Source organism: Rhizobium sp. USDA 4016 (assembly GCF_056279705.1).
In genome coordinates, this window is sequence record NZ_JBWCCY010000004.1 from 335,142 (window position 1) to 355,593 (window position 20,452).

The following is a 20,452-nucleotide window of genomic DNA, read 5'->3' on the forward strand; positions in this document are numbered from 1 at the left end:
AAGCCTCCTGCAACGATGAAGCGAAATTACGCGGCAGGCGTTACAAAAATGCCCGCCTTTCGGCGGGCATCGATGCGGATTTGAATGCCCGGTTAGGCACGAACCAGGATGTTCTTGAACTGCCAGGGATCCTTGGTGTCGATGTCTTCCGGGAAGAGGCCCGGACGACCATTAAGCGGCGTCCAGTCGGTGTAGTGACCTTCAACCGGGCCGAGATAGGGCAGCTGCACTTCGAGGCAGCGCTTGTAGTCGATCTCGTCGGCTTCGACGATACCGGCCTTCGGGTGTTCGAGAGCCCAGACCATGCCTGCGAGAACGGCAGAGGTCACCTGCAGGCCGGTCGCATTCTGATAGGGCGCGATGCGGCGGGTTTCTTCGAGCGACAGGCGCGAGCCGAACCAGTAGGCGTTCTTCTCGTGGCCGTAGAGGAGCACACCGAGTTCGTCGATGCCGTCCTCCAGTTCGTCTTCGTCGAGAACGTGGTGGACCGGCTGCGACGTGCCGCCGTTACCGAACATCTCATGCAGCGACAGGATCGCATCGTTGGCCGGATGGTAGGCATAGTGGCAGGTCGGGCGGAACGTGACTTCGCCATCCTTGTCGCGGACCGTGAAATAATCGGCGATCGAAATCGACTCGTTGTGAGTGACAAGGAAACCGTATTGCGGACCGGGCGTCGGGCACCAGGTGCGCACGCGGGTATTGGCGCCCGGCTGTTCCAGATAGATCGCGGCCTTGCAGCCCTTTTTCTGCTTCTTGGCGTTCTTCGGCATCCAGTTTTCATGGGTGCCCCAGCCGAGCTCTGCGGGCTGCATGCCTTCGGAGATGAAGCCTTCGACCGACCAGGTATTCCAGAAGACGTTGAGCGGCTTCGGATGCTTGGTGCGCTGCGTGTCGCGTTCGGCAATGTGGATGCCCTTGACGCCGACCTTCTTCATCAGCTTCGCCCAGCCTTCACGGTCGTGCTGATCCGGCTCGTCGAACTTCACGCCGATTTCGTTGGCGAGGTTGACAAGCGCCTGCTTGACGAGCCAGGACACCATGCCTGGGTTTGCGCCGCAGGTGGAAACGGCGGTCGCCCCGCCAGGGTTCTTCGCCTTTTCCTTGCGGACGGTTTCGCGTAGCGCATAGTTGGTGCGGTCGGCGTTCTTCATGTTCTTGTCGAAATAGAAGCCGAGCCAGGGTTCCACGACGGTGTCGATATAGAGTACGTCGAGCTTGCGGCAGAGCTTCATGATGTCGAGCGAGCCGGTATCGACCGAGAGATTGACGCAGAAGCCTTGACCGCCGCCTTTGGTCAGAAGCGGCTTCAGGAGATCCTTGTAATTGTCCTTCGTCACGTATTCTTTGATGTGGAGGACACCGTACTTCTTCAGGATCTCCATGTCGGCCGGCTCGTCGCGCGGGTCGATGACAACCATCCGGCTCTTGTCGAATTTGAAGTGGCGCTCGATCAGCGGCAGCGTGCCGCGGCCGATGGAGCCAAAGCCGATCATCACGATCGGACCGGTAATTTCGGCATATACCGGGTGGGTCTGTTCCGTCATTCTTTTCTCCTATGGAAGGTGACGAAGGCGATGAACCTTTAAGAATTCTTCTGAAATGGCGCGAGAAATGCGAGGTGACCGGCTCTAACCATAAATCGGCGTCACAATAAAGAGCGTTTGGGCCGGAAATGGATTTATCAGCGCGCGGACATGCGCAAGCTCCGCAACGAGCTCGGCCTTGTGCAGCGTCAGCCCCTTTGTAGGAAACTCTATTTTTTCAGGATATCCAGCCCCTCGGCCACCGTCGTCACCGCGACTTCCGTGATCTCATATTCTGCAACGCCGTGAACCATGAACGGATCGGCGGCGACATAGGCCTCGATCTCGGCACGATTGCCGATAGCGAGGATGACGCCGCCGGTGCGGGGAACCTTGCGGCCGGAGGCAAGGAACCAGCCTTTGGCATAGCCTTCCTTGACCCAGGCCATATGCGGCTCCATGTGCTTATCGGCCTCTTCGTTCGGCTTCACATAGGTGAGCGCCAGCATGAACATGGCAAAATCCTTCCGGCCTATCGTTGCGGATCTGTTGAATATTCGATTGGAACGTTGCCATCCATCTTCTTTTTAGGATTTGCGCGGCTTAGATGACAAGCCGTGCAGGGATGAGGCCGCGGAGCGAATTTCCAACGTAGATCTGGCCGTTGTTCAAATCGTCCAGCCGGATGCGACCGACGCGGGCTTTGCGCTGACAGATCAACTCTGTGCGCAGCACGCCAGCGAGCAGGCCGCAGGAAATCGGCGGGGTGCGAAGGATGCCGGAACCATCGCCGAGGAAGACTGAAGTGATCGTGCCTTCGCAGACGTCGCCGCGTTCGTTCAGCATCAGCACTTCGTCCGCCTGCTGCGGCGTGTATTCGGCGCGGGCGGCTTCGTAGAGCGTGCGGCGGGTGGTCTTGATCCGCAGCAGCTTGTCGGCGCTGTCGAGGCGGGTCGAAGCGATGCGGATGTTCCACACCGTGCCGGGCGCAAGCGGTGTGAAAGGCGCGGTCGTGACGTCTATGCGGCCCTGCGCATCGAAGGTCAGCCGGATGCGCAGAGCGCCCGTCGCGCCTTGGACGGAGGCATTGAGCTCATCGAGCGCATGTCGCGGCTCGGCAAAGCCGATCCGCCGGGCCGAGCGCGTCAGACGGGCAAGATGCAGCCGCAGGCGCATGAAGCCGGTCCCCGGTTCAAACCGCAATGTCTCAATCAGCGAGAAGTCGCTCATCGCGCGATGTCCTGGTCGCCGATCGCAAAACGCGCCTTGAGCAGGCATTCTTCATATTCGGCTTCCGCAGTGGAATCGAAGACGATGCCGCCACCGACATTGAAGATTGCCCTGCCGTCCTCAAAAAGGCTGATCGTGCGGATCGCAACCGAAAAGCGCATGGCGCCTGCCGGAGAGATCATGCCGATCGCGCCGCAATAGGCGTCGCGTGGCGTGTCTTCGAGTTCGTGCAGGATGTGCATGGCGCTGAGCTTCGGTGCGCCGGTGATCGAGCCGCAGGGGAAGAGGGCGGCGAAGATATCGCGGATGGAAAGGTCGGGAACAAGTTTCGCCTGCACATGGCTTACCATTTGGTGCAGTGTGGGGTAGGTCTCGATCTCGAAGAGCTTCGGAACATCGAGCGTACCGACCTCCGTGATGCGCGAGATGTCATTGCGAAGCAGGTCGACGATCATCCGGTTTTCGGCTTGTGTCTTTATATCGTGACGCATCGCCGCGACAATGGCGGCATCTTCGGCCGCATCGGCGCCGCGCTTGGCGGTGCCTTTCATCGGATGCGTCTCGATCCAGCCTTCCTCGTCCGTCCGGAAGAAGAGCTCGGGAGAGCGGGACAGGATGACGGGGCCGCCGAGATCGACGAGCGCACCGTATTTCACCGGCTGACGTTCGATCAGCGACCAGAAGGCCGCGCGCGGATCTCCATTCCAACGTGCTTCGATGGGCATCGTGAGGTTTGCTTGATAGCAATCGCCCTGGCGCAGATGCCGATGCAATCGGTCGAAGCGCTCTTTGTATGCGGGGAATGCCCAAGCGGCTTTGGGCGCCGTCAGGAATTCCTCGTTGTCGAGACGCTGTTTCGGCTGCGCGAGCGGACGACCGTCCTTCTGCGGGGCGTCGAAGATGCCGAAGCAGAGCAACGGCGTCGGCCTGTTCTCTTCCACGAAGCCCGCGAGTTTTTCCTCGAAGAGATAGCCCGCTTCGTAAGATAGATATCCTGCCAGCCACTTTCCGTCCGTCTTGGCCGTCTCCATCCGCGCGAGGCCGGTGAAGAATTCGGCACGCGTCCGGGCGATGATGATCTCGGCGGGATCGGCGAAGAGCATGACTTCGCCGGTGGTGTCGTCGCGGAAGAGGATGCAAGACTGAGAAATTGTCATCCGCGCTCCCATTTGCTGAGACCGGTCGCTCCGGATTTCCTCATTCCCGTGCTTGTCACAGGGTTCCAGCCCCGGCGCATCCGCGTCGCGAATGACTTTTTTCGTTTCAAAGTGTCTCCCGCTCCCAAGGCCTTGGGTGCACTGGATTCCTGTGACAAGCACAGGAATGAGGGAGAAGGGGTTGCCTTCATCATTCCTCGTAAGCGTTGCACAATGCCGCCTGGCTGCTTGCACCGACGGCCGAAGCTCAAGGTCAGGGCTTTCGGTTAGCCCCTGACCCGGAGCTGCGTCTTAAGCCTTATCAAGCGCTTCCAATTCATCGATCAGCCCCTCAATCATCGACAGGCCCTTGCTCCAGAACGACGGATCGGTGGCGTCGAGGCCGAAAGGCTTCAGGAGTTCAGAGTGATGCTTGGTGCCGCCGGCCTTCAGAAGCGCGAAATATTTGTCCTGGAAGCCCTTGTCGGCTTTGCGGTAGACGGCATAGAGCGAGTTCACCAGGCAGTCGCCGAAGGCATAGGCGTAGACATAGAAGGGCGAGTGGATGAAGTGGGGGATATAGGCCCAGTAGGTCTCGTATCCCTCGGAGATCCTGATCGCCGGACCGAGGCTTTCCGACTGAACCGAAAGCCAGAGTTCGCCGATATCCTCGGCGGTCAGTTCGCCTGCCTTGCGGGCCGTGTGAAGCTCGCGTTCGAATTCGTAGAAGGCGATCTGGCGCACGACCGTGTTGATCATGTCCTCGACCTTTTGGGCGAGCATCGCCTTGCGCTCGCGCTTGTCCGTCGTCTTGTCAAGCAGTGCGCGGAAGGTCAGCATCTCGCCGAAGACGGAGGCGGTTTCAGCAAGCGTCAGCGGGGTCTGGCACATCAGCGCGCCCTGTGCACCGGCCAGCACCTGATGAACGCCGTGGCCGAGTTCATGGGCAAGCGTCATCACATCCCGCGGCTTGCCCATGTAGTTGACCAGCACATAGGGATGCGCTGAGGGAACCGTGGGGTGAGAGAAGGCGCCGGGCGCCTTGCCGGGACGCACGGGCGCGTCGATCCACTGCTCGTCGAAGAAGCGCTTGGCGATGGCCGCCATTTCCGGCGCGAAATTGCCGTAGGCCGAAAGAACGGTGTCCTTCGCTTCGCCCCAGGAAATCACTGCATTGGAGGTTTCGGGCAAGGGCGCATTGCGGTCCCAGAAATTCATCTGGTCCATTCCGAGCCACTTCGCCTTCATCTTGTAATAGCGGTGCGAAAGGCGCGGATAGGCCTGCTTGACGGCAGCTGCCAGCGCATCGACCACGTCGCGCTCGACGCGGTTTGCCAGATGGCGGCTGTCGGCGATATCCTCGAAGCCGCGCCAGCGATCGGAAATATCCTTGTCCTTGGCAAGCGTATTGGTGATCAACGTGAAGGTGCGGATATTCGCCTTGAAGGTTTCGGCGAGCGCCATTGCCGCCTTGCGGCGCGCTTCCGGATCCTCGTCCTGCAAAAGATTGAGCGCGACTTCGAGCGGCACTTTCTCGCCGTCGATATTGTAGCGGAGCTCGGCCATGGTCTCGTCGAAGAGGCGGTTAAACGCAGCCGCACTCGTCATCGACTTTTCGAGAAAGAGCTGTTCCAGCTTGTCTTCCAGCTGGTAGGGCTTGTCCTTGCGCAGGTCGATCAGCCAGGGGCGGTAATGGCCGGCCTCAGGGTCGTTTGCCATGCATGCGTCCATCACCGCGTCGTCGATGCGGTTCAGCTCAAGCGCGAAGAAGAGAAGGTGGCCGGAGAATTCGGTGATCTTCGCCTGGACGTCGCCGTAGAGCTTGCCGTTTACCGGGTTGGTCGTATCGGAGAAATAGGTGAGGCCGGCAAAAGAGCCGAGACGGCCGATGAGATCGTCCAGCGCCTCATATTCCTTCAGCGCCTCGCCGATGCCTCCGGCGCCTTTTTGGGCCGCTGCATCGGCAAGTTTGCCTTTCCATTTTTCCTCGAAGGCGAGCGCGTTGCGGCCTGCCTTTTCCATGTCGCTGGTGAAGGCGGTCGAGGTGGCGGAAGGGTAGAGATCCTGCAGCTTCCAGACCGGGAGGTCGCCGAGCGCCGGATCGGTCGCGGCCGAGGCAACTGTTGCCGAAAAATTAAGACCGGCGCCGGGGAGCACGAAATTCATGGCTGGGTTCCTCTTCCTCATTTCGAACAGGTCTGACTGTCTAAGCGCCGGAAGGCCCCGTATCAAGGGGCTTTCGGGATGCTGGAGGCCCGCTTCGATACGGATTCGGTATCGCCACAATCGTTAAAATGCAATTATTTCTCAAAACTGGATGTTCAAGCCTTTCTGCCAGAGTGCCCGCAGGTTTCGCATGAAGTGAGGCGACAATGACCGGTTATAGTGAGCTCAAGGGTGCAGGGCAGATTCTCGTGGTCGAGGACGACCCGGTGCAACGCCGTCTGCTGAAGAACGCAATCGAGCGTCACGGGCATGTCGTCCATCAGGCTGAGAACGGCCGCATCGGCCTGGAGATGGTGAAGCGCGACAGTGGTCTCTTCAACGTCATCCTTCTCGACCTGATGATGCCGGAAATGACCGGCCTAGAATTCCTCGAAGCGCTCCATGAACTCGGCACGCAGATCCCGGTGATCGTGCAGACCGGGCAGGGCGGCATTGAAACGGTCGTGCAGGCCATGCGTGCCGGCGCCTTCGATTTCGTCGTCAAGCCCGTTTCACCGGAGCGAATCGCAACCTCGATCGCCAACGCAATGAAGCTGGACCAGCGCGAAGTGCGGGCCCGCTCGGGCCGCCGTTCGCGCTCCGGCCTCGTCGGCTTCGACGACATTGTTTCGGCAAGCCCGGCGATGATCCGCGTCATCGATCTGGCGCAGCGTGCGGCGCAATCCAACATTCCGGTCGTGCTCGAAGGCGAGTCCGGCGTCGGCAAGGAGCTGGTTGCGCGTGCCATCCAGTCAGGCGGCGACCGCTCGGGTAAGCCCTTCGTCACGGTGAACTGCGGCGCCATTCCGCACAACCTCGTCGAGAGCATCCTCTTTGGCCATGAAAAGGGCGCGTTCACCGGTGCAACCGAGCGCCATACGGGCAAGTTCATGGAGGCCGACGGCGGCACGATCTTCCTCGATGAAATCGGCGATCTGCCGCTCGACGTGCAGGTCAAGCTGCTGCGAGCCGTGCAGCAGGGCGAAGTCGAGACCGTCGGCGCACGCACGGCGCACAAGGTCAATGTCCGGCTCATTTCCGCGACGAACAAGGACCTGATCGAGGAAGTGAAAAACGGCCACTTCCGCGAAGATCTCTATTATCGCCTCAATGTCTTTCCGATCACCATTCCGGCGCTGCGCAAGCGCAAGGAGGACATTCCGAATCTGGTGCGCGTCTTTGCCGACCGCTTCTCGTCCGAACAGAAAAATGGCCATCGCATGACGGTCAGCGCGGGTGCGTTGGCATTGCTGACGGCCTATGACTGGCCGGGCAACATCCGCCAGCTCGAGAACGCGATCTTCCGCGCCGTCGTGCTCGCCGAAGGCCACGAGCTCAGCGAAGCGGATTTTCCGCAGATCGCTGCCCAGCTGCCGCAATATGACGTGGTCGATCACCTGGCGCTGGTTGCCGACAATACATATCGCGAGCACGAGGTGGAGTTTGCGGAATTTCACGTTCCGCAGGTCTCTGCGAGCGAGTCGCGCGGGCACCACGACGAGATGCCGGAGAATGCGATCGCAAGCGTCAATCCGGCGGGCGAGGTGCGCAAACTTGCCGATGTCGAGGAAGAATTGATTCGATTCGCGCTTAAATTCTATCGCGGCCAGATGAGTCAAGTGGCCAGAAAACTCGGCATCGGACGCTCAACGCTTTACAGAAAGCTCAAGGATTACGGCATCGATCCCGACAATCCCCAGAAAGATGCGGCATAAGCGGCGTTCCATTAATATTCCCGCAAGCATGTTTTGTTACCCGATATAAACTACTTGTTAGTCGATCGTTGACTATGTAAAGAAAAGGTTGATCGAGTGTGGCATTTTTGCCATCGTGTCACCGCAATTGACAGTCATTGGGACAGTTCGGGGACCTGGGCAGTCTGACGGGGATTGAGTTTGCCGGATCTGAATGAGAACACCAAGCCTTCGCGCTTGAGCTGGCGTACAGTGTGCGCCGACATTGGCGGAAAGGCGGTTAGGACGGCCATGGCTGTCCTTCTCGCACTCGCGGTTTCCTCACCAGTATTCGTTGGCACGCCGTCCGAAGCAGCGGGCGAAACGCGCAGTCTGAAACTCTATTTCATCCATACCGGCGAAAAGGCCGTCATCACCTACAAACGCAATGGCAGGTTCGACCCGAAGGGCCTTGGGCAGTTGAATCGATTCCTTCGCGACTGGCGCAAGAACCAGCCGACGAAGATGGACCCCCATCTTTTCGATCTGATCTGGGAAGTCTACCGCCAGAGCGGTTCCAGGGACTACATCAACGTTGTCTGCGGCTTCCGTTCGCCCGCCACCAATTCAATGCTCAAGTCCCGTTCGCGCAATTCCGGCGTTGCCGAGAAGAGCCAGCATATGCTCGGCAAGGCGATGGACTTCTTCATTCCGGATGTGAAGCTTGCAAAGCTGCGTGCGATCGGCATGAAAATGCAGGTCGGCGGCGTTGGCTTCTATCCGAAGTCCGGTTCTCCCTTCGTGCACATGGATGTCGGCGGCGTTCGCGCCTGGCCGCGCATGAGCCGCCAGGAGCTGGCGCAGCTTTTCCCGAACGGCAACACCATTCATATCCCGTCGGACGGCAAGCCCCTGCCGGGCTACCAGCAGGCGATGGCCGACTATAAGCGCCGGGTCAGCACCAATCAGCTTGTCATGGCAAGCGGCGGCGATGCCGAGACGAGAAAGCCGAAGACATTGTTCGCTGCACTCTTTGGCGGCGGCGCAGACGAGGAAGAGGATAGCGCGGAGGATTCCGCTCCGGTCGCCGTTGCAAGGGCAACGCCGCCGAAGGCCGAAGCGCCTGCTGCCGCGGCTGAGCCGCAGCCGACTGAGGTTGCCGCCGTGAATGCACCGGTGCCCCAGGTTCGTCCAGCCTTTGCCGGTCAGCTTGCCGGCGGCGAAGTTGCAAATGCTCTCGTTTCACCGAATTCCGGCAATGCTGCACAGCAGGCACTTGCCGCTGCCACCGAAGAGCAAGGCCAGCCGCAGCAGTTCGCCGATCTCAGCGCCTATCACGTTCCGGTTCCCTCGCTGCTTGGCCCGCGCAACGCGCCAGGTGATGCGGAAGTCGCATCCAACGATCCGATGGTTCCAACCCCGGCCGAACGTCCGGCGGTCGCCGAAAATCTGCTTGCGGCGGCAGCAATCGATCCGCAAGCGGATGCGGACGAAGCCGAAGCGGACCGGCTTTCTCCGGCACTGGCTCAAGCGCTTGATCAGAACAATGCAGTCGATAGGCGGGTGGCTGCCCTTGCGCCGGCCACCGTCGAGCAGGCCATCAGCGCAGCGATGCCTGCCGCCAAGCCGGCTGAGAATAAGGCACCGGTGCAACTTGCCGCACTTGCTCCTGTCAAATCCGCAAGCTTCGGCGACGCCTTCGACCTACAGCAGATTTCCGAAGACTCCACTGCCAATGGCGTTGCAACCAAGGGCGGGCGCCCGACGAAGGAGGCTGCTGCCGCTGCCGACGCAAGCCGCGCGACGGTCCGTACCGAGCCGAAGCTGACCCAGAAGATAATTTCGCAGTGGGCGCTGACCAATTCCCGCATGGAAATGATCACGAAGCCGGTCAAGGCACCCCGTTTCGTCAGCCAGACGCTTCGCGCCCAGCCGACCGCCGTCTACGCCGAAGGCTTCAACGTCAAGACCGCTTCCATCGATCCGGCCCGCTTCAGCGGCTCGGCGGTGAACTTCATGGAAGTGCGCAAGTTCAATACGAACTGAGCGAATCTATCAAAATGAACGACAGGCCGCCGGAGAAATCCGGCGGTCTTTGTTTATGCGCTGGGCACATCCTCCCGCACTGGAGGCGGGAGGATTGATGGCCCGAAGGATCAGGCCTTCAGGAAGTCGAGTACATCCTTGTTGAAGCGGTCGGTATGCGTCTCAGCAAGACCGTGGGGAGCGCCCCGATAGACCTTGAGAATAGAGCCCTCGACGATCTTCGAGGACTCCAATGCGGAAGCACCGATCGGCACGATCTGATCATCGTCGCCATGAATGATGAGCGTCGGCTTGTCGATCTTCTTGAGGTCGTCGGTGTAATCGACCTCGGAGAATTCGTGGATGCAATCCAGCTGCCCCTTCAATCCGCCCATCATTCCCTGCATCCAGAAACTGTCGCGGATGCCTTCGGAGAACGTCGCGCCATCGCGATTGTAGCTGTAGAAGGGCGTCACGAGATCCTTGTAGAACTGCGAGCGGTTTTCGAGCGTGCCCTTGCGGATGCCATCAAAGACTTCAAGCGGTAAGCCGCCGGGATTCTTGTCGGTCTTGACCATCAGCGGCGGCACGGCGCCCACCAGCACGACCTTGGCGACGCGCTTCGTGCCGTGGCGGCCGAGGTAATGGGTGACTTCGCCGCCACCCGTGGAGTGGCCGATCATGATCAGATCCTTGAGGTCGAGCGTCTCGATCAGTTCGGCCAGGTCGTCGGCGTACTGGTCCATGTGGTTGCCATCCCAGGTCTGGCTCGAACGGCCGTGGCTGCGACGGTCATGTGCGATGACGCGGTAGCCGTTATTGCCGAAGAAGACCATTTGCGCATCCCAGGCGTCGGCCGAAAGCGGCCAGCCGTGGGAGAAAAGAATAGGCTGGCCCTTGCCCCAATCCTTGTAGAAAATCTCCGTTCCGTCCTTCGTGGTAATCATCGACATGATTTAAGTTCCTCTTGAGCAGGGTTGATTTTCGCTTCGGCTTTGATCTCGGCGCCATGCGAGGCACCGGATGGGAGTGAGCGAAGCTCGCGGCTTCGCGCATGTCTGAAATAGGAATGCATGCATTGTGTGTGCGAGGCGCAGCAAAGAAAAAACCGGCAGCCGCTTGCTACAATTAAGTCAAATAACTGAATATTAAGCGGAACCGGACGCGGCTCCAGTATGCGGCGGAGGGATATTATCGCGCCGGATGCAAAGCACAATGGGAAAACAGCGGGCTAATTCCAAAGCATGATTCAAAAAGCCGCCGGGGTAAATCCGGCGGCTTTGAAAACTGCCAATGGCAATCCTCAGCCTTCCGGCGGGGACTCGATCATGCCGAGCGCGTGCAGGTAGGTATCGAGGATGGCTTCCTCTTCCATGCGCTCTTGCTCGTCCTTCTTGCGAAGGGCGACGACCTTCTTCAGGATCTTGGTGTCGAAACCCATGCCCTTTGCTTCGCCGTAGACGTCCTTGATATCGTCGGCGATGGTCTTCTTTTCTTCTTCCAGCCGTTCAATGCGCTCGATGAAAGCGCGAAGCTGATCGCGGGCGACGCCATGAGCATCGGACATCGTGTTCTCCTGATTTTCTCGTCTTGAATTCGGTGGGGAGTGACTGCCGCGAAGCTGCGCCGCGGTCAAGTCCAATCGGGCGTCATGAACCTATTTGTGCGGCTTGTTCAGTTCAAATGCAGTTTTTTGTGCGTCCGAGGCCTCGTTCTGGTGCAGGTTTTTCCAGTCTTCGTAGGGCATGCCGTAGACGATCTCGCGCGATTCGTCCTTCGACAGCGGCACGCCCTCAGCCTCGGCGGCTTGGCGATACCAGTTCGACAGGCAGTTGCGGCAAAAACCCGCCAGATTCATCAGGTCGACATTCTGAACGTCGCTCCGGTCGCGCAAATGCGCGACAAGGCGGCGGAAGGCGGCAGCTTCGAATTCGGTCTGCTGTTCCTTGCTGAGTGCGGTCATCTCGCTCTCCTTCATTCGTAAGGGCCGGTGCGCGACACATGGACATCGTATTCATGCAGCGCCGGATCGGCATTCATAGCCGCGAAGATCGGAGCCAGGCGTTCGGCCCATTCGCAAATGCCGGCCTCGTTTCCGATCAGGTCCTGACGGATCTCGAGCAGCGCATGCGGTATGCCGGTGACCATGCAGTGCCGGTACATCGTATCGCCTTTGAGTGCGCCGTCATACGGCTCGTTGTCGCCGACCATCAGATCGGGATCGCGGCTCAGCATGTCAAGCAGAGGGGCGACGGCGCGGTGGTCGCTGTCCCAGAGGACGGCGGCATGCCATGGCCGCGGTACGCCTTTCCAGGCAGGCGTGTAGGAATGAAGCGAGAGCACGAGCGGCGCCTTGCCGGTCGCGTTGGCGACCTTGTCGATCGTCTTGGAAACGGCACTGTGATAGGGCCGGTGGAAGGCCTCGATGCGGTAGTTCCACTCCTCATCCGTGATCGGATGATTGCCAGGAATGATCGCGCCGTCGGAAATCTTCATGATCAGCGTCGGGTCGTCCTCGCCGCGGTTCGGGTCGATTAGAAGCCGCGAAAAGCCGCCAAGAACGGCCGGAACCCCCAGCCTCGCGGAAAGCTCCCGCACCAGGCCTTCGATGCCTATGTCATAGGCGATATGGCGGGAGAAGACGGATTCGGCAAGCCCGAGCCTATCATACCGTTCAGGCAGGCGGTTCATCGCGTGATCGCCCAGAATCACCATGCCGCTGTCATGATCTCCAGGTAGAATTTCGAAGGATTGGAAGGGATTCATCAGGGAATTGCCGATCGTCATTTGGCGCTCGCCGTCACTGATCGCATGCACATGCTGCAGGTTCAAGCGCAATGCGCACCAGCCCGCGGCAAGTCAGTGATCACGAGCAGGTTATGAAAGGAATATAATCGATTAGCATCGCGTTGACATTCGTTTGATGGCGGCGCAAGAAGGCACGGACAACGAATAACCGTGGGAGCCATTCGGAAGCCGTGTTGATGCAAGCCGCACCAAGTTTCCTCACCCGGTCCGGGATTGCCCGTTTCGCCTTATTTGCATTCGCTGCCCTCTCACCGTTTTTCGCTGCCGATGTTGCGCGCGCCGATTTTCGCGTCTGCAACGGCACGCAGAACCTTGTGGGTGTGGCGATCGGATACCGTGCCAAGGACGGGTGGATCACGGAAGGCTGGTGGCAGGTCCCGGCAACGACCTGCGCGACGCTGATCGAAGGAGAATTGCAGTCGCGATACTATTACCTCTACGCAGAGGATGCCGCCCGGGGGGGACGTTGGACGGGTGACATCCAGATGTGCGTAGCGGAAAACGAGTTCAAGATCGCGGGCGTGCAGGACTGCTATGCCCGCGGTTATCAGAGGATGGGATTCAAGGAATATGACACGGGCCGCCAGGGCAGCTGGATGGTTCAACTTTCCGACACTCCCGGCACGCAAGAAAGTCCGAATTGATGAAGCGTAACCGCAAAGTGAAAATCCTCGCGACGCTCGGCCCCGCCTCGAGCGAAGAAGCGATGATCGAAAAGCTGCACCAGGCCGGTGCCGACGTTTTCCGTATCAACATGAGCCATGCAAGCCATGACCTGATGCGCACTCTGATCCAGCGTATTCGCGCCGTCGAGGCCCGCTCCGGCCGTCCGATCGGCATCCTGGCCGATTTGCAGGGGCCGAAGCTTCGTGTCGGCAAGTTTGCGGAAACCAAGGTTGAACTAAAGCCGGGCCAGACATTTACGCTCGACAACGATGACGCACCCGGCGATGCAAGCCGTGTCTTCCTGCCGCATCCGGAAATTCTTGAAGCCGTCAAGCCCGGCCACCGTCTGCTGATCGATGATGGCAAGCTCGCATTGCGCGCCGAAAAGTGCGACGGAAAGAGCATCGTTACGACGGTCATTTCCGGCACGAAGATATCGGACCGGAAGGGCATCAGCCTTCCAGACACACTGCTCGGCGTCGGCGTTCTGACGGAGAAGGACCGTACCGATCTCGATGCCGTTCTGGCGACCGATGACGTCGACTGGGTCGCGCTCTCTTTCGTCCAGCGCCCGGAAGATCTCGCGGAGGTCCGCAAGATCGCCAGGGGTCGGGTCGGCCTGATGTCGAAGATCGAGAAGCCCCAGGCAATCGAGCGCATCGAAGAAATCATCGAACTCTCGGATGCCTTGATGGTCGCCCGCGGCGATCTCGGCGTCGAGATGCCGCTCGAATCCGTTCCGGGCATCCAAAAGCAGTTGATCCGCGCCTGCCGCCGCTCCGGCAAGCCGGTCGTCGTCGCGACCCAGATGCTGGAATCGATGATCTCCGCGCCGGTGCCGACACGCGCCGAAGTCTCGGACGTCGCGACCGCCGTTTTCGAAGGCGCCGATGCCGTCATGCTTTCGGCTGAATCCGCCGCGGGCGACTATCCGGTCGAAGCCGTTGCGACGATGGCGTCGATTGCCAGCGCCATCGAGCGCGAACCGCATTATCCGGGCATCATCTATGCCCAGCGCGCCCAGCCGGAAGCAACCGGTGCCGATGCGATTTCTCTCGCCGCCCGCCAGATTGCCGAGACGCTGAAGCTTTCGGCGATCGTCTGTTACACCTCGTCGGGCACTACGGGCCTGCGCGCTTCGCGCGAGCGCCCGCAGGTGCCGGTTCTGGCGCTCTCGCCGATCATCAAGACAGCCCGCCGGCTGGCGATCGTCTGGGGCCTGCACTGTGTCGTCACGCATGACGCGACCGATCTCGACGACATGGTCAACCGGGCCTGCCGCATCGTCGCCGGCGAGGGTTTCGGCAAGCCGGGCGACCGTATCATCATTTCGGCCGGCGTGCCGCTCGGAACGCCGGGCGCCACCAACATGCTCCGTATCGCCTATATCGGCTCCGACGGCCAAAGCGGCATGTGATCCGTTCGCGTTGGCTCGAACCAGCTCGCTGCCTCGGAAGGAAACGGGCTTTTCGTTTTCGGCTTGATCGCGATCCCGGCAAATGCAAGCTTCCGATATCCGAGCTCTGGAGGGACCTATGGATATCGTCACGCTTCTTGCTTACGCCGCGGTTTCCTTTGTCGGTATCGCAACGCCGGGGCCGACCGTGCTCCTGGCGCTGACCAACGGTTCGCGTTACGGCACTCGCCGGGCGATTGCCGGCATGCTGGGTGCCGTGCTTTCGGATTTCGTTCTGATCGGTGCTGTGGCGATCGGCCTCGGTGCGCTGCTTGCGGCCTCCGAATTCTGGTTCTCCGTGCTGAAATATTTGGGTGCCGCCTATCTTGCCTTTCTCGGCATCATGATGCTGCGCTCTCAGGGGACGATCGAAACGGCAATGAAGGTGGAAAGCGCCGGCAGCGCCGCTTCAGCCTTTGCGATCGGGCTGAAAAGCTTCATGGTGGCAGTCACGAATCCCAAGGGCTACCTGTTCTTCTCGGCTTTCCTGCCGCAGTTCATCGATCCTACGCTGCCGCAGCCTGCTCAGTATACGGTGCTTGCCCTCATCTTCGCCTCGATCGATTTCGTGATCATGTTCGGATACGCCGCCTTCGGCGCGCAGGCTGTCCGCCTACTCAAGAACTCCGGCGCCATGTGGCTTGACCGTATCAGCGGCGGCGCACTCATCGCGCTCGCCGGGTCATTGGCATTTTATCGGCGCGCGACCGCCTGACCTACGGCAAGGAGACATGGCCGACGCGATAGATCTGGTCTCCGTTGGAGATCAACGGCATGTCGCGAAAAAGCGTGAAGCGCACAAGGCTCCAGCCGGACGGCTCGAAGGCGGATATCGAGGCCAGCACGCCGCGTCGCGCCGCTTCAGCATGTGACCGCGTGACCTCCTCCTTGCGGATTTCGGCAAGCGGCGCGTAGGCAGGGATCGGCAGGATATCGCAGCTTGCAAACTTTGCGGCTCGCAAGTCCGCGACCTCGGCATTCCATACCATCCAGTGCCTTACCTGCGGCCAGCCGAAAGACTGCGTCAGCCCTTCGAAACCGGGCCCGGCGAGGAAATCGCTGGCGCCTTGCGGCTGCTTCCAAAGATAGAATGGAGCATAGAGGTTCTCCCGGCTGCCGAATTCGCCCTTGCGGGCGCTGAGGTAGGCCTTGAATCCAAGATTCGAAAAGCCGTCCAGCATTGGCCCCTTGTCGCGGATCCGGCGATCGATGATCGTCATGTCATAATCTGCCGGCAGCGTGAAGCCGTATTGCATGGCGATCATCGGGATGGCTCCATGGGCGCGAGCGCTCGGATTTGCCAACCTTGTTCCGTCATCGAGGCTTCGCCATTGGCGAAGGACCATTCTTCCGGAGAGGTGGTATTGACCACGATCATCACATCTTCAGGTCTCAGGCCCGGAGACTGTCCAAGCAGATCGGCCGCACGCCGGTAAAAGGCCTTGCGCATCCCGGTCGTGCGGGGCTTGCCCGCGGTGATGGAAAAAAGCACGAAATCGTCCGAACGCGGGCCCCCGAGATAGTGGCGGTCGAAGATCAGTTCACCAGGCTCATGCTGATGAATGACCTGAAAGCGGTCATTCGGAGGGACGTCGAACGTCTCGACCATGGCACGATGAATGTTGTCTGAGAGGGCACGGAGATAATCCGGCGACTTGCCTTTCAGCAGAGAGATTCGAACGAAAGGCATTGGAGCCTCCTTTTCCTTGCTAATCCAACCTTGACTTCATAATCCTCGCACGCCACGATGATGCAGAAAATCAGAATTTTGTGGATCAATTGTCCTGAAAAATGGGATTAAGCGATGCGTAGGATGGTCTTCGACCTCGATGTACTTCGAACCTTCGCGACTGGAATGGAACTCGGGAACTTTGCGAAGGCGGCGGACCGGCTTGGGCGCTCCACCTCGGCCGTCAGCGCACAGCTCAAGAAACTGGAGGAGCAGGCCGGTACGCCGATTTTCCGCAAGGCGGGCCGTGGCCTGGCGTTGACGGAGGCGGGCGAGACGATGCTCGCCTACGCCCGACGGCTGCTCGACCTTAACGACGAAGCGGCAGTGGCCGTCCAAAGCGTCGAGTTGGAAGGCTGGGTGCGGCTTGGCCTACAAGAGGACTTCGGCGAAAATCTGCTTCCCGATGTTCTGGGCCGTTTCGCCCGCGCCCATCCGAAGGTGCGGATCGAGGCGCGAGTCGTCCGCAACGCGGAACTGCTCGAGCGGGTCACAACGGGGAAACTCGATCTGGCGCTCGCTTGGAGCGATGCAACCCTGACGGCCCATTGCGAAAAGATCGGCGAGGTGCCGATGCGCTGGATCGGTCCTGCCGCAGGTGAGCCCGGCTGGAATGCCGCAAGCGGCGAGCCGCTGCCACTCGCCTCGCTGGAGGCGCCCTGTCTCCTGCGAACCGCCGCGACGAATGCGCTGGACAGGGCCAATATTGCCTGGCGGCTTGCCTTCGTCAGCCCGAGCCTCGGCGGGCTGTGGGCTGCGACCGCGGCCGGGTTGGGGGTGACAATACGCACCCCGATCGGCTTGCCGGCAAAGGTCAGGCCGCTGAAGCCCGCGGAACTGGGATTGCCGGAGCTGCCGTCGTTGGGTCTCGTGCTTCACCGCGCGGAAGCTGACCCTGATCCGGCGACGGCACGGCTCGCTTCGATCTTGCTGCGGGCGGTAGGCGAGGCGATCTCGGATTTCATGCCGCAACGGGTATCGGAGAATGCGTAGGCGGCAACTTCGCTGGGTTAGCCGTATTTCTTGAGAGCGGCGGCAAAGATATCCGCATCGACATTGCCGCCTGAGGTCACGGCGATGACGTTGTCGCTTTCGAGGGCCTCGCCATGGAAAAGGGCAGCGGCAAGCGCAACCGCCCCGCCGGGCTCGACGACGATCTTCAGCCGTTTGAATGCGAGCGCCATGGCGCGCAGCGCCTCTTCGTCGGTGACGACAATGCCCGCGCCTGCGAGCCGCTGCAGGATCGGGAAGGTGATCTTGCCGGGTTCCGGTGTCATGATCGCATCGCAGATCGTGCCCGTCATCGCCGCGTTGCGTTCGATCCTGCCGGAGGCCAGTGAACGCGTGGTGTCGTCGAAGTCTTTCGGCTCGCAGGGCCGCACGGTGAAGCCCGGCGCACTTGCTTCGAGCGCCAGCGCGATGCCGGACGTCAGCCCGCCGCCGCCGCAGGGAACAAGCACTTCTGCCGACTTCACGCCTTCCTCTTCTGCCTGTTCGGCAATTTCAAGCCCGGTCGTGCCCTGGCCGGCAATCACCAACGGCTCGTCGAAAGGCCTGATCAGAGTGAGGCCGCGCTCAGCCGAAAACCGGGCGCCGATCGCATCGCGATCCCCATTTGCGCGGTCGTAAAGCACCACTTCGGCACCGAAAGCGCGGGTATTGTCGATCTTCAGCGCCGGCGCGTCGGACGGCATGATGATAACGGAGGGAATGCCGTGAAGCTTTGCGGCAAGGGCGACGCCCTGCGCGTGGTTGCCGGACGAAAAAGCGATAACGCCTTTCGCACGCACTGTAGGATCAAGGCCGGAAACGGCCGACCAGCCGCCGCGGAACTTGAACGAGCCCGAATGCTGCAGACATTCCGCCTTCACGAAGACATGCCTTCGGGCGATCTCGTTGAGGAATGGGGAAGAAAGAAGCGGCGTTCGCCGTGCATGGCCCCGCAGACGGGCGCGAGCGGCGACGATCATTTCAATGCTGGCCATTGTGAACTCTTTCGGCTGATAGTTCATCCATGAATATGATGCCCGCCTTCACTTGTGAACGCAGACTTTGTCACCGTGACACAAAAGCCGGCACTTTCGCATCAGCGATGTCAGCCATGCCGATGATGCGCCGGCGCCGGAAGTCGGTCGGGCTCGTGCCGGTCACGCGCAGGAACTCGCGATTGAAGTTCGATTTGCTGATGAAGCCGGAATCGAACATCACGCGCGTTACCGGTTCATCCGTCTTGATCAGTTGATCGCAGGCCGAACGGATGCGGAACTCATTGACATATTGCGAGACGCTGACGCCGTGGATGCGGTTGACGGCAATCGATACGCGGCGGGCAGGCAGACTCATCTTTCGCGCAATGCGGTTAAGGTTGAGCTCGGGATCGCGATAGATCTCGCGGGATTGCATCAGTGCATCGAGGGAGGCAGCAACTGCGCCGTCCTCTTCCGTCGGCATCAGCGGCGGGGTGGGGGGTGTTTCCAGGCTCTGCTCCTCCGCCGGTTGGCCGCCGCTGGCGATGGACGCAGCACCCCCGAGAACCAGGAGCGTGATGACGTTGCCGAGCGCCACGATGGCACCGCCATGTGTCCCGCCGGTGCGGTCGAAGTCCAGGCTGATGTAGATATCGGCGACGGCGGCAGCAATGAGCGCCGCTGCGGTAATCAGGAGCGAACGATAGGAAAGTAGCGCGCCGTCCAGCCGCGATGCGATAAGTCCGTCCGGGCCATGGCGCGCGAGCCAGAGCAGGGCCGCTCCATAGCCAAAAAAGATGAGGGTCAAGGCAACGCCCACCGGCTCGCGCCAAAATACCAGCAGGGCGGCGATCAGAACCGCTGGAAGGGCATGAGGCCACAGGTGAGCGAATGAGCGCGGCCCTTCCAGCGTCAGGCTCCGGAAGCTGACCCAGGCGAGTGCGGCAATCATCGCCGCCAGAATGGCTTGTGCCGGCATGATCGCGAGGACGTCGTAGCCCCAGCGAATTCCGATCAGCACGGACTGCAGCGCGTAGATGCCGATGAGAAGCAGGAACGGCCGCTTTTCCGGCGCACGCCAGTCCTCCTGCCGCAGCAGGCGGATCTGGACGATGAAGAGCAGCAGTGCAACGACGAAGGGAAGCGGAACAAAGATCATGAGGCGGCGTCCGGGTTCGATGGTTCGATATCAGCACGAGAATGGCCTCGATCGCAATTGCAGGCGACCCGGATCATGATTCAGGTCTCAACAAAGAGGACTGGAAGGCAACCTGATATGGCCGGTCATTTCGACGGCACCATCAAGGAGAAAGCCGATGTCGATAGTCCTGTCCATTCCCCTGTTTTTCATGATGCTGATATCCAGTTTCGCTGATGTGAGGCCGCTCGGCGAGACCTTTGATGTTTCCAGCATCCGCACGATCGTGATCATTGGCGATGCAAGCTCAATCAAGATCACCACGAAATCCGATGAGCCCTATCGTGCAGCAACCAGCGGCCGCCGGAGCGGCTGGTTTTCATCCTGGTATTCGAGCTGGTTCTTCAATATCTGCAAGGACGAGAGCCGGGCAGAAATCGACGGAGCGACATTGACGCTCGACGTAGCGATGTCGGCCTGGAGCGACATTGCCGATTGCTCGCCGGAAGTATCGGCGAATGTCCCGCCCGGCAGCGCCGTGCGCATCGAGCAGCAGGTATTCGTGGCGAAACTGAACGGCGACTTCGCAAGTCTTGGCACGTCGGGAAAGGCGGCGGACATCACGCTCGACGGCCACGCTTCCAGCGTCGATATCTCCGGCGCCGCCGTTCGCGCAAACCTCACCTACGATGCCGTCAAACACGACGAAAAGATCGAGATCGCCGCACAGTCGCTCGATGCCTATCTCGGATTCGGCAAGGATGTCCCAGTCGATTACACTGTGACCGCCAAGGCGTCCTACATTGACAGCCTCGTTCCAAGCGTCCCGGGCACGCGCCCGCTGGTGAACATCAAAGGAGATTATGTACGCGCCCGGATCCGGTAGCCCAGCC

20 protein-coding genes are annotated in these 20,452 nt (G+C 60.4%); 7 read left to right on the forward strand and 13 right to left on the reverse strand.

Annotation, left to right across the window (positions count from 1 at the left end; translation table 11 throughout):
• Positions 1–92 precede the first annotated feature (92 nt).
• From ACZ9DP_RS16835 to ACZ9DP_RS16855, 5 genes are all read right to left on the reverse strand, one after another.
• Positions 93–1,547 carry a homospermidine synthase gene (locus ACZ9DP_RS16835; RefSeq protein WP_476202960.1) on the reverse strand — a complete coding sequence of 485 codons (1,455 nt, stop codon included), beginning with the start codon at positions 1,545–1,547 and terminating at the stop codon, positions 93–95.
• Positions 1,548–1,756: 209 nt separating this feature from the next.
• Complete coding sequence (locus ACZ9DP_RS16840; protein WP_074069646.1) at positions 1,757–2,041, reverse strand: YciI family protein; 285 nt, start codon at positions 2,039–2,041, stop codon at positions 1,757–1,759.
• 88 nt (positions 2,042–2,129) lie between these two features.
• Positions 2,130–2,756, reverse strand: a complete 627-nt coding sequence (locus tag ACZ9DP_RS16845; protein WP_476202963.1) for an aminotransferase class IV family protein — start codon at positions 2,754–2,756, stop codon at positions 2,130–2,132.
• A complete protein-coding gene (locus ACZ9DP_RS16850; protein WP_476202964.1) occupies positions 2,753–3,913 on the reverse strand; it encodes an aminodeoxychorismate synthase component I in 1,161 nt (386 codons plus the stop codon). Before ACZ9DP_RS16850 ends, ACZ9DP_RS16845 begins: the two co-directional genes overlap by 4 nt.
• Before the next feature lie 291 nt (positions 3,914–4,204).
• Positions 4,205–6,058, reverse strand: a complete 1,854-nt coding sequence (locus ACZ9DP_RS16855) for a M3 family oligoendopeptidase (protein ID WP_283069515.1) — start codon at positions 6,056–6,058, stop codon at positions 4,205–4,207.
• A 206-nt stretch (positions 6,059–6,264) separates the two neighbouring features.
• Between ACZ9DP_RS16855 and ACZ9DP_RS16860 the strand changes: the two genes are divergently transcribed.
• Together ACZ9DP_RS16860 and ACZ9DP_RS16865 are read left to right on the forward strand one after the other, a co-directional pair.
• A complete protein-coding gene (locus ACZ9DP_RS16860; protein WP_194728175.1) occupies positions 6,265–7,812 on the forward strand; it encodes a sigma-54-dependent transcriptional regulator in 1,548 nt (515 codons plus the stop codon).
• Between the two features lie 180 nt (positions 7,813–7,992).
• Positions 7,993–9,816 (forward strand): peptidoglycan L,D-endopeptidase MepK, encoded by a 1,824-nt coding sequence (locus ACZ9DP_RS16865; RefSeq protein ID WP_074069641.1) that lies wholly within the window; start codon positions 7,993–7,995, stop codon positions 9,814–9,816.
• A gap of 110 nt (positions 9,817–9,926) precedes the next feature.
• Here the strand turns inward: ACZ9DP_RS16865 and ACZ9DP_RS16870 are convergent, their stop codons facing one another.
• From ACZ9DP_RS16870 to ACZ9DP_RS16885, 4 genes are all read right to left on the reverse strand, one after another.
• Positions 9,927–10,748: an alpha/beta fold hydrolase gene (locus tag ACZ9DP_RS16870; protein ID WP_476202966.1), complete on the reverse strand. Its 822-nt coding sequence runs from the start codon at positions 10,746–10,748 to the stop codon at positions 9,927–9,929.
• Positions 10,749–11,098: 350 nt separating this feature from the next.
• Positions 11,099–11,362, reverse strand: coding sequence for a DUF2312 domain-containing protein (locus tag ACZ9DP_RS16875; RefSeq protein WP_003585771.1), 264 nt, complete (start codon positions 11,360–11,362; stop codon positions 11,099–11,101).
• 90 nt (positions 11,363–11,452) lie between these two features.
• On the reverse strand, positions 11,453–11,758 hold the full coding sequence (locus tag ACZ9DP_RS16880; protein WP_476202968.1) for a DUF1244 domain-containing protein: 306 nt from the start codon (positions 11,756–11,758) through the stop codon (positions 11,453–11,455).
• Positions 11,759–11,769: 11 nt separating this feature from the next.
• Positions 11,770–12,561, reverse strand: a complete 792-nt coding sequence (locus ACZ9DP_RS16885) for an N-formylglutamate amidohydrolase (protein WP_476205385.1) — start codon at positions 12,559–12,561, stop codon at positions 11,770–11,772.
• Positions 12,562–12,779: 218 nt separating this feature from the next.
• Between ACZ9DP_RS16885 and ACZ9DP_RS16890 the strand changes: the two genes are divergently transcribed.
• The 3 genes from ACZ9DP_RS16890 to ACZ9DP_RS16900 all read left to right on the forward strand — a co-directional run bounded on the left by ACZ9DP_RS16890 (position 12,780) and on the right by ACZ9DP_RS16900 (position 15,440).
• Complete coding sequence (locus tag ACZ9DP_RS16890; protein ID WP_022715823.1) at positions 12,780–13,247, forward strand: DUF1036 domain-containing protein; 468 nt, start codon at positions 12,780–12,782, stop codon at positions 13,245–13,247.
• Positions 13,247–14,686 (forward strand): pyruvate kinase, encoded by a 1,440-nt coding sequence (pyk, locus tag ACZ9DP_RS16895; protein WP_476202969.1) that lies wholly within the window; start codon positions 13,247–13,249, stop codon positions 14,684–14,686. The genes ACZ9DP_RS16890 and pyk overlap by 1 nt, the downstream gene beginning before the upstream one ends.
• A 118-nt stretch (positions 14,687–14,804) precedes the next feature.
• Positions 14,805–15,440, forward strand: a complete 636-nt coding sequence (locus ACZ9DP_RS16900; RefSeq protein WP_476202970.1) for a LysE family translocator — start codon at positions 14,805–14,807, stop codon at positions 15,438–15,440.
• Between the two features lies 1 nt (position 15,441).
• Here the strand turns inward: ACZ9DP_RS16900 and ACZ9DP_RS16905 are convergent, their stop codons facing one another.
• Entirely contained in the window at positions 15,442–15,990 is a 549-nt protein-coding gene (locus tag ACZ9DP_RS16905) for a DUF4865 family protein (RefSeq protein ID WP_476202972.1), read from the reverse strand.
• Positions 15,987–16,415, reverse strand: coding sequence for a tautomerase family protein (locus tag ACZ9DP_RS16910; protein WP_476202973.1), 429 nt, complete (start codon positions 16,413–16,415; stop codon positions 15,987–15,989). The genes ACZ9DP_RS16905 and ACZ9DP_RS16910 overlap by 4 nt, the downstream gene beginning before the upstream one ends.
• Positions 16,416–16,529: 114 nt before the next feature.
• On the opposite strand from ACZ9DP_RS16910, the gene ACZ9DP_RS16915 reads away from it, so the two are divergent.
• Complete coding sequence (locus ACZ9DP_RS16915) at positions 16,530–17,447, forward strand: LysR substrate-binding domain-containing protein (RefSeq protein ID WP_074069634.1); 918 nt, start codon at positions 16,530–16,532, stop codon at positions 17,445–17,447.
• A gap of 17 nt (positions 17,448–17,464) precedes the next feature.
• Here ACZ9DP_RS16915 and ACZ9DP_RS16920 read toward each other — a convergent pair whose 3' ends face one another.
• Both ACZ9DP_RS16920 and ACZ9DP_RS16925 read right to left on the reverse strand, forming a co-directional pair.
• Complete coding sequence (locus tag ACZ9DP_RS16920) at positions 17,465–18,439, reverse strand: threonine ammonia-lyase (RefSeq protein WP_476202976.1); 975 nt, start codon at positions 18,437–18,439, stop codon at positions 17,465–17,467.
• A 70-nt stretch (positions 18,440–18,509) separates the two neighbouring features.
• The gene (locus ACZ9DP_RS16925) at positions 18,510–19,580 is read right to left on the reverse strand and encodes a helix-turn-helix domain-containing protein (RefSeq protein WP_074069633.1); all 1,071 of its coding nucleotides are present in this window, start codon (positions 19,578–19,580) and stop codon (positions 18,510–18,512) included.
• 157 nt (positions 19,581–19,737) lie between these two features.
• On the opposite strand from ACZ9DP_RS16925, the gene ACZ9DP_RS16930 reads away from it, so the two are divergent.
• Positions 19,738–20,445 carry a hypothetical protein gene (locus ACZ9DP_RS16930; protein ID WP_476202978.1) on the forward strand — a complete coding sequence of 236 codons (708 nt, stop codon included), beginning with the start codon at positions 19,738–19,740 and terminating at the stop codon, positions 20,443–20,445.
• The last annotated feature ends 7 nt before the right edge of the window (positions 20,446–20,452 follow it).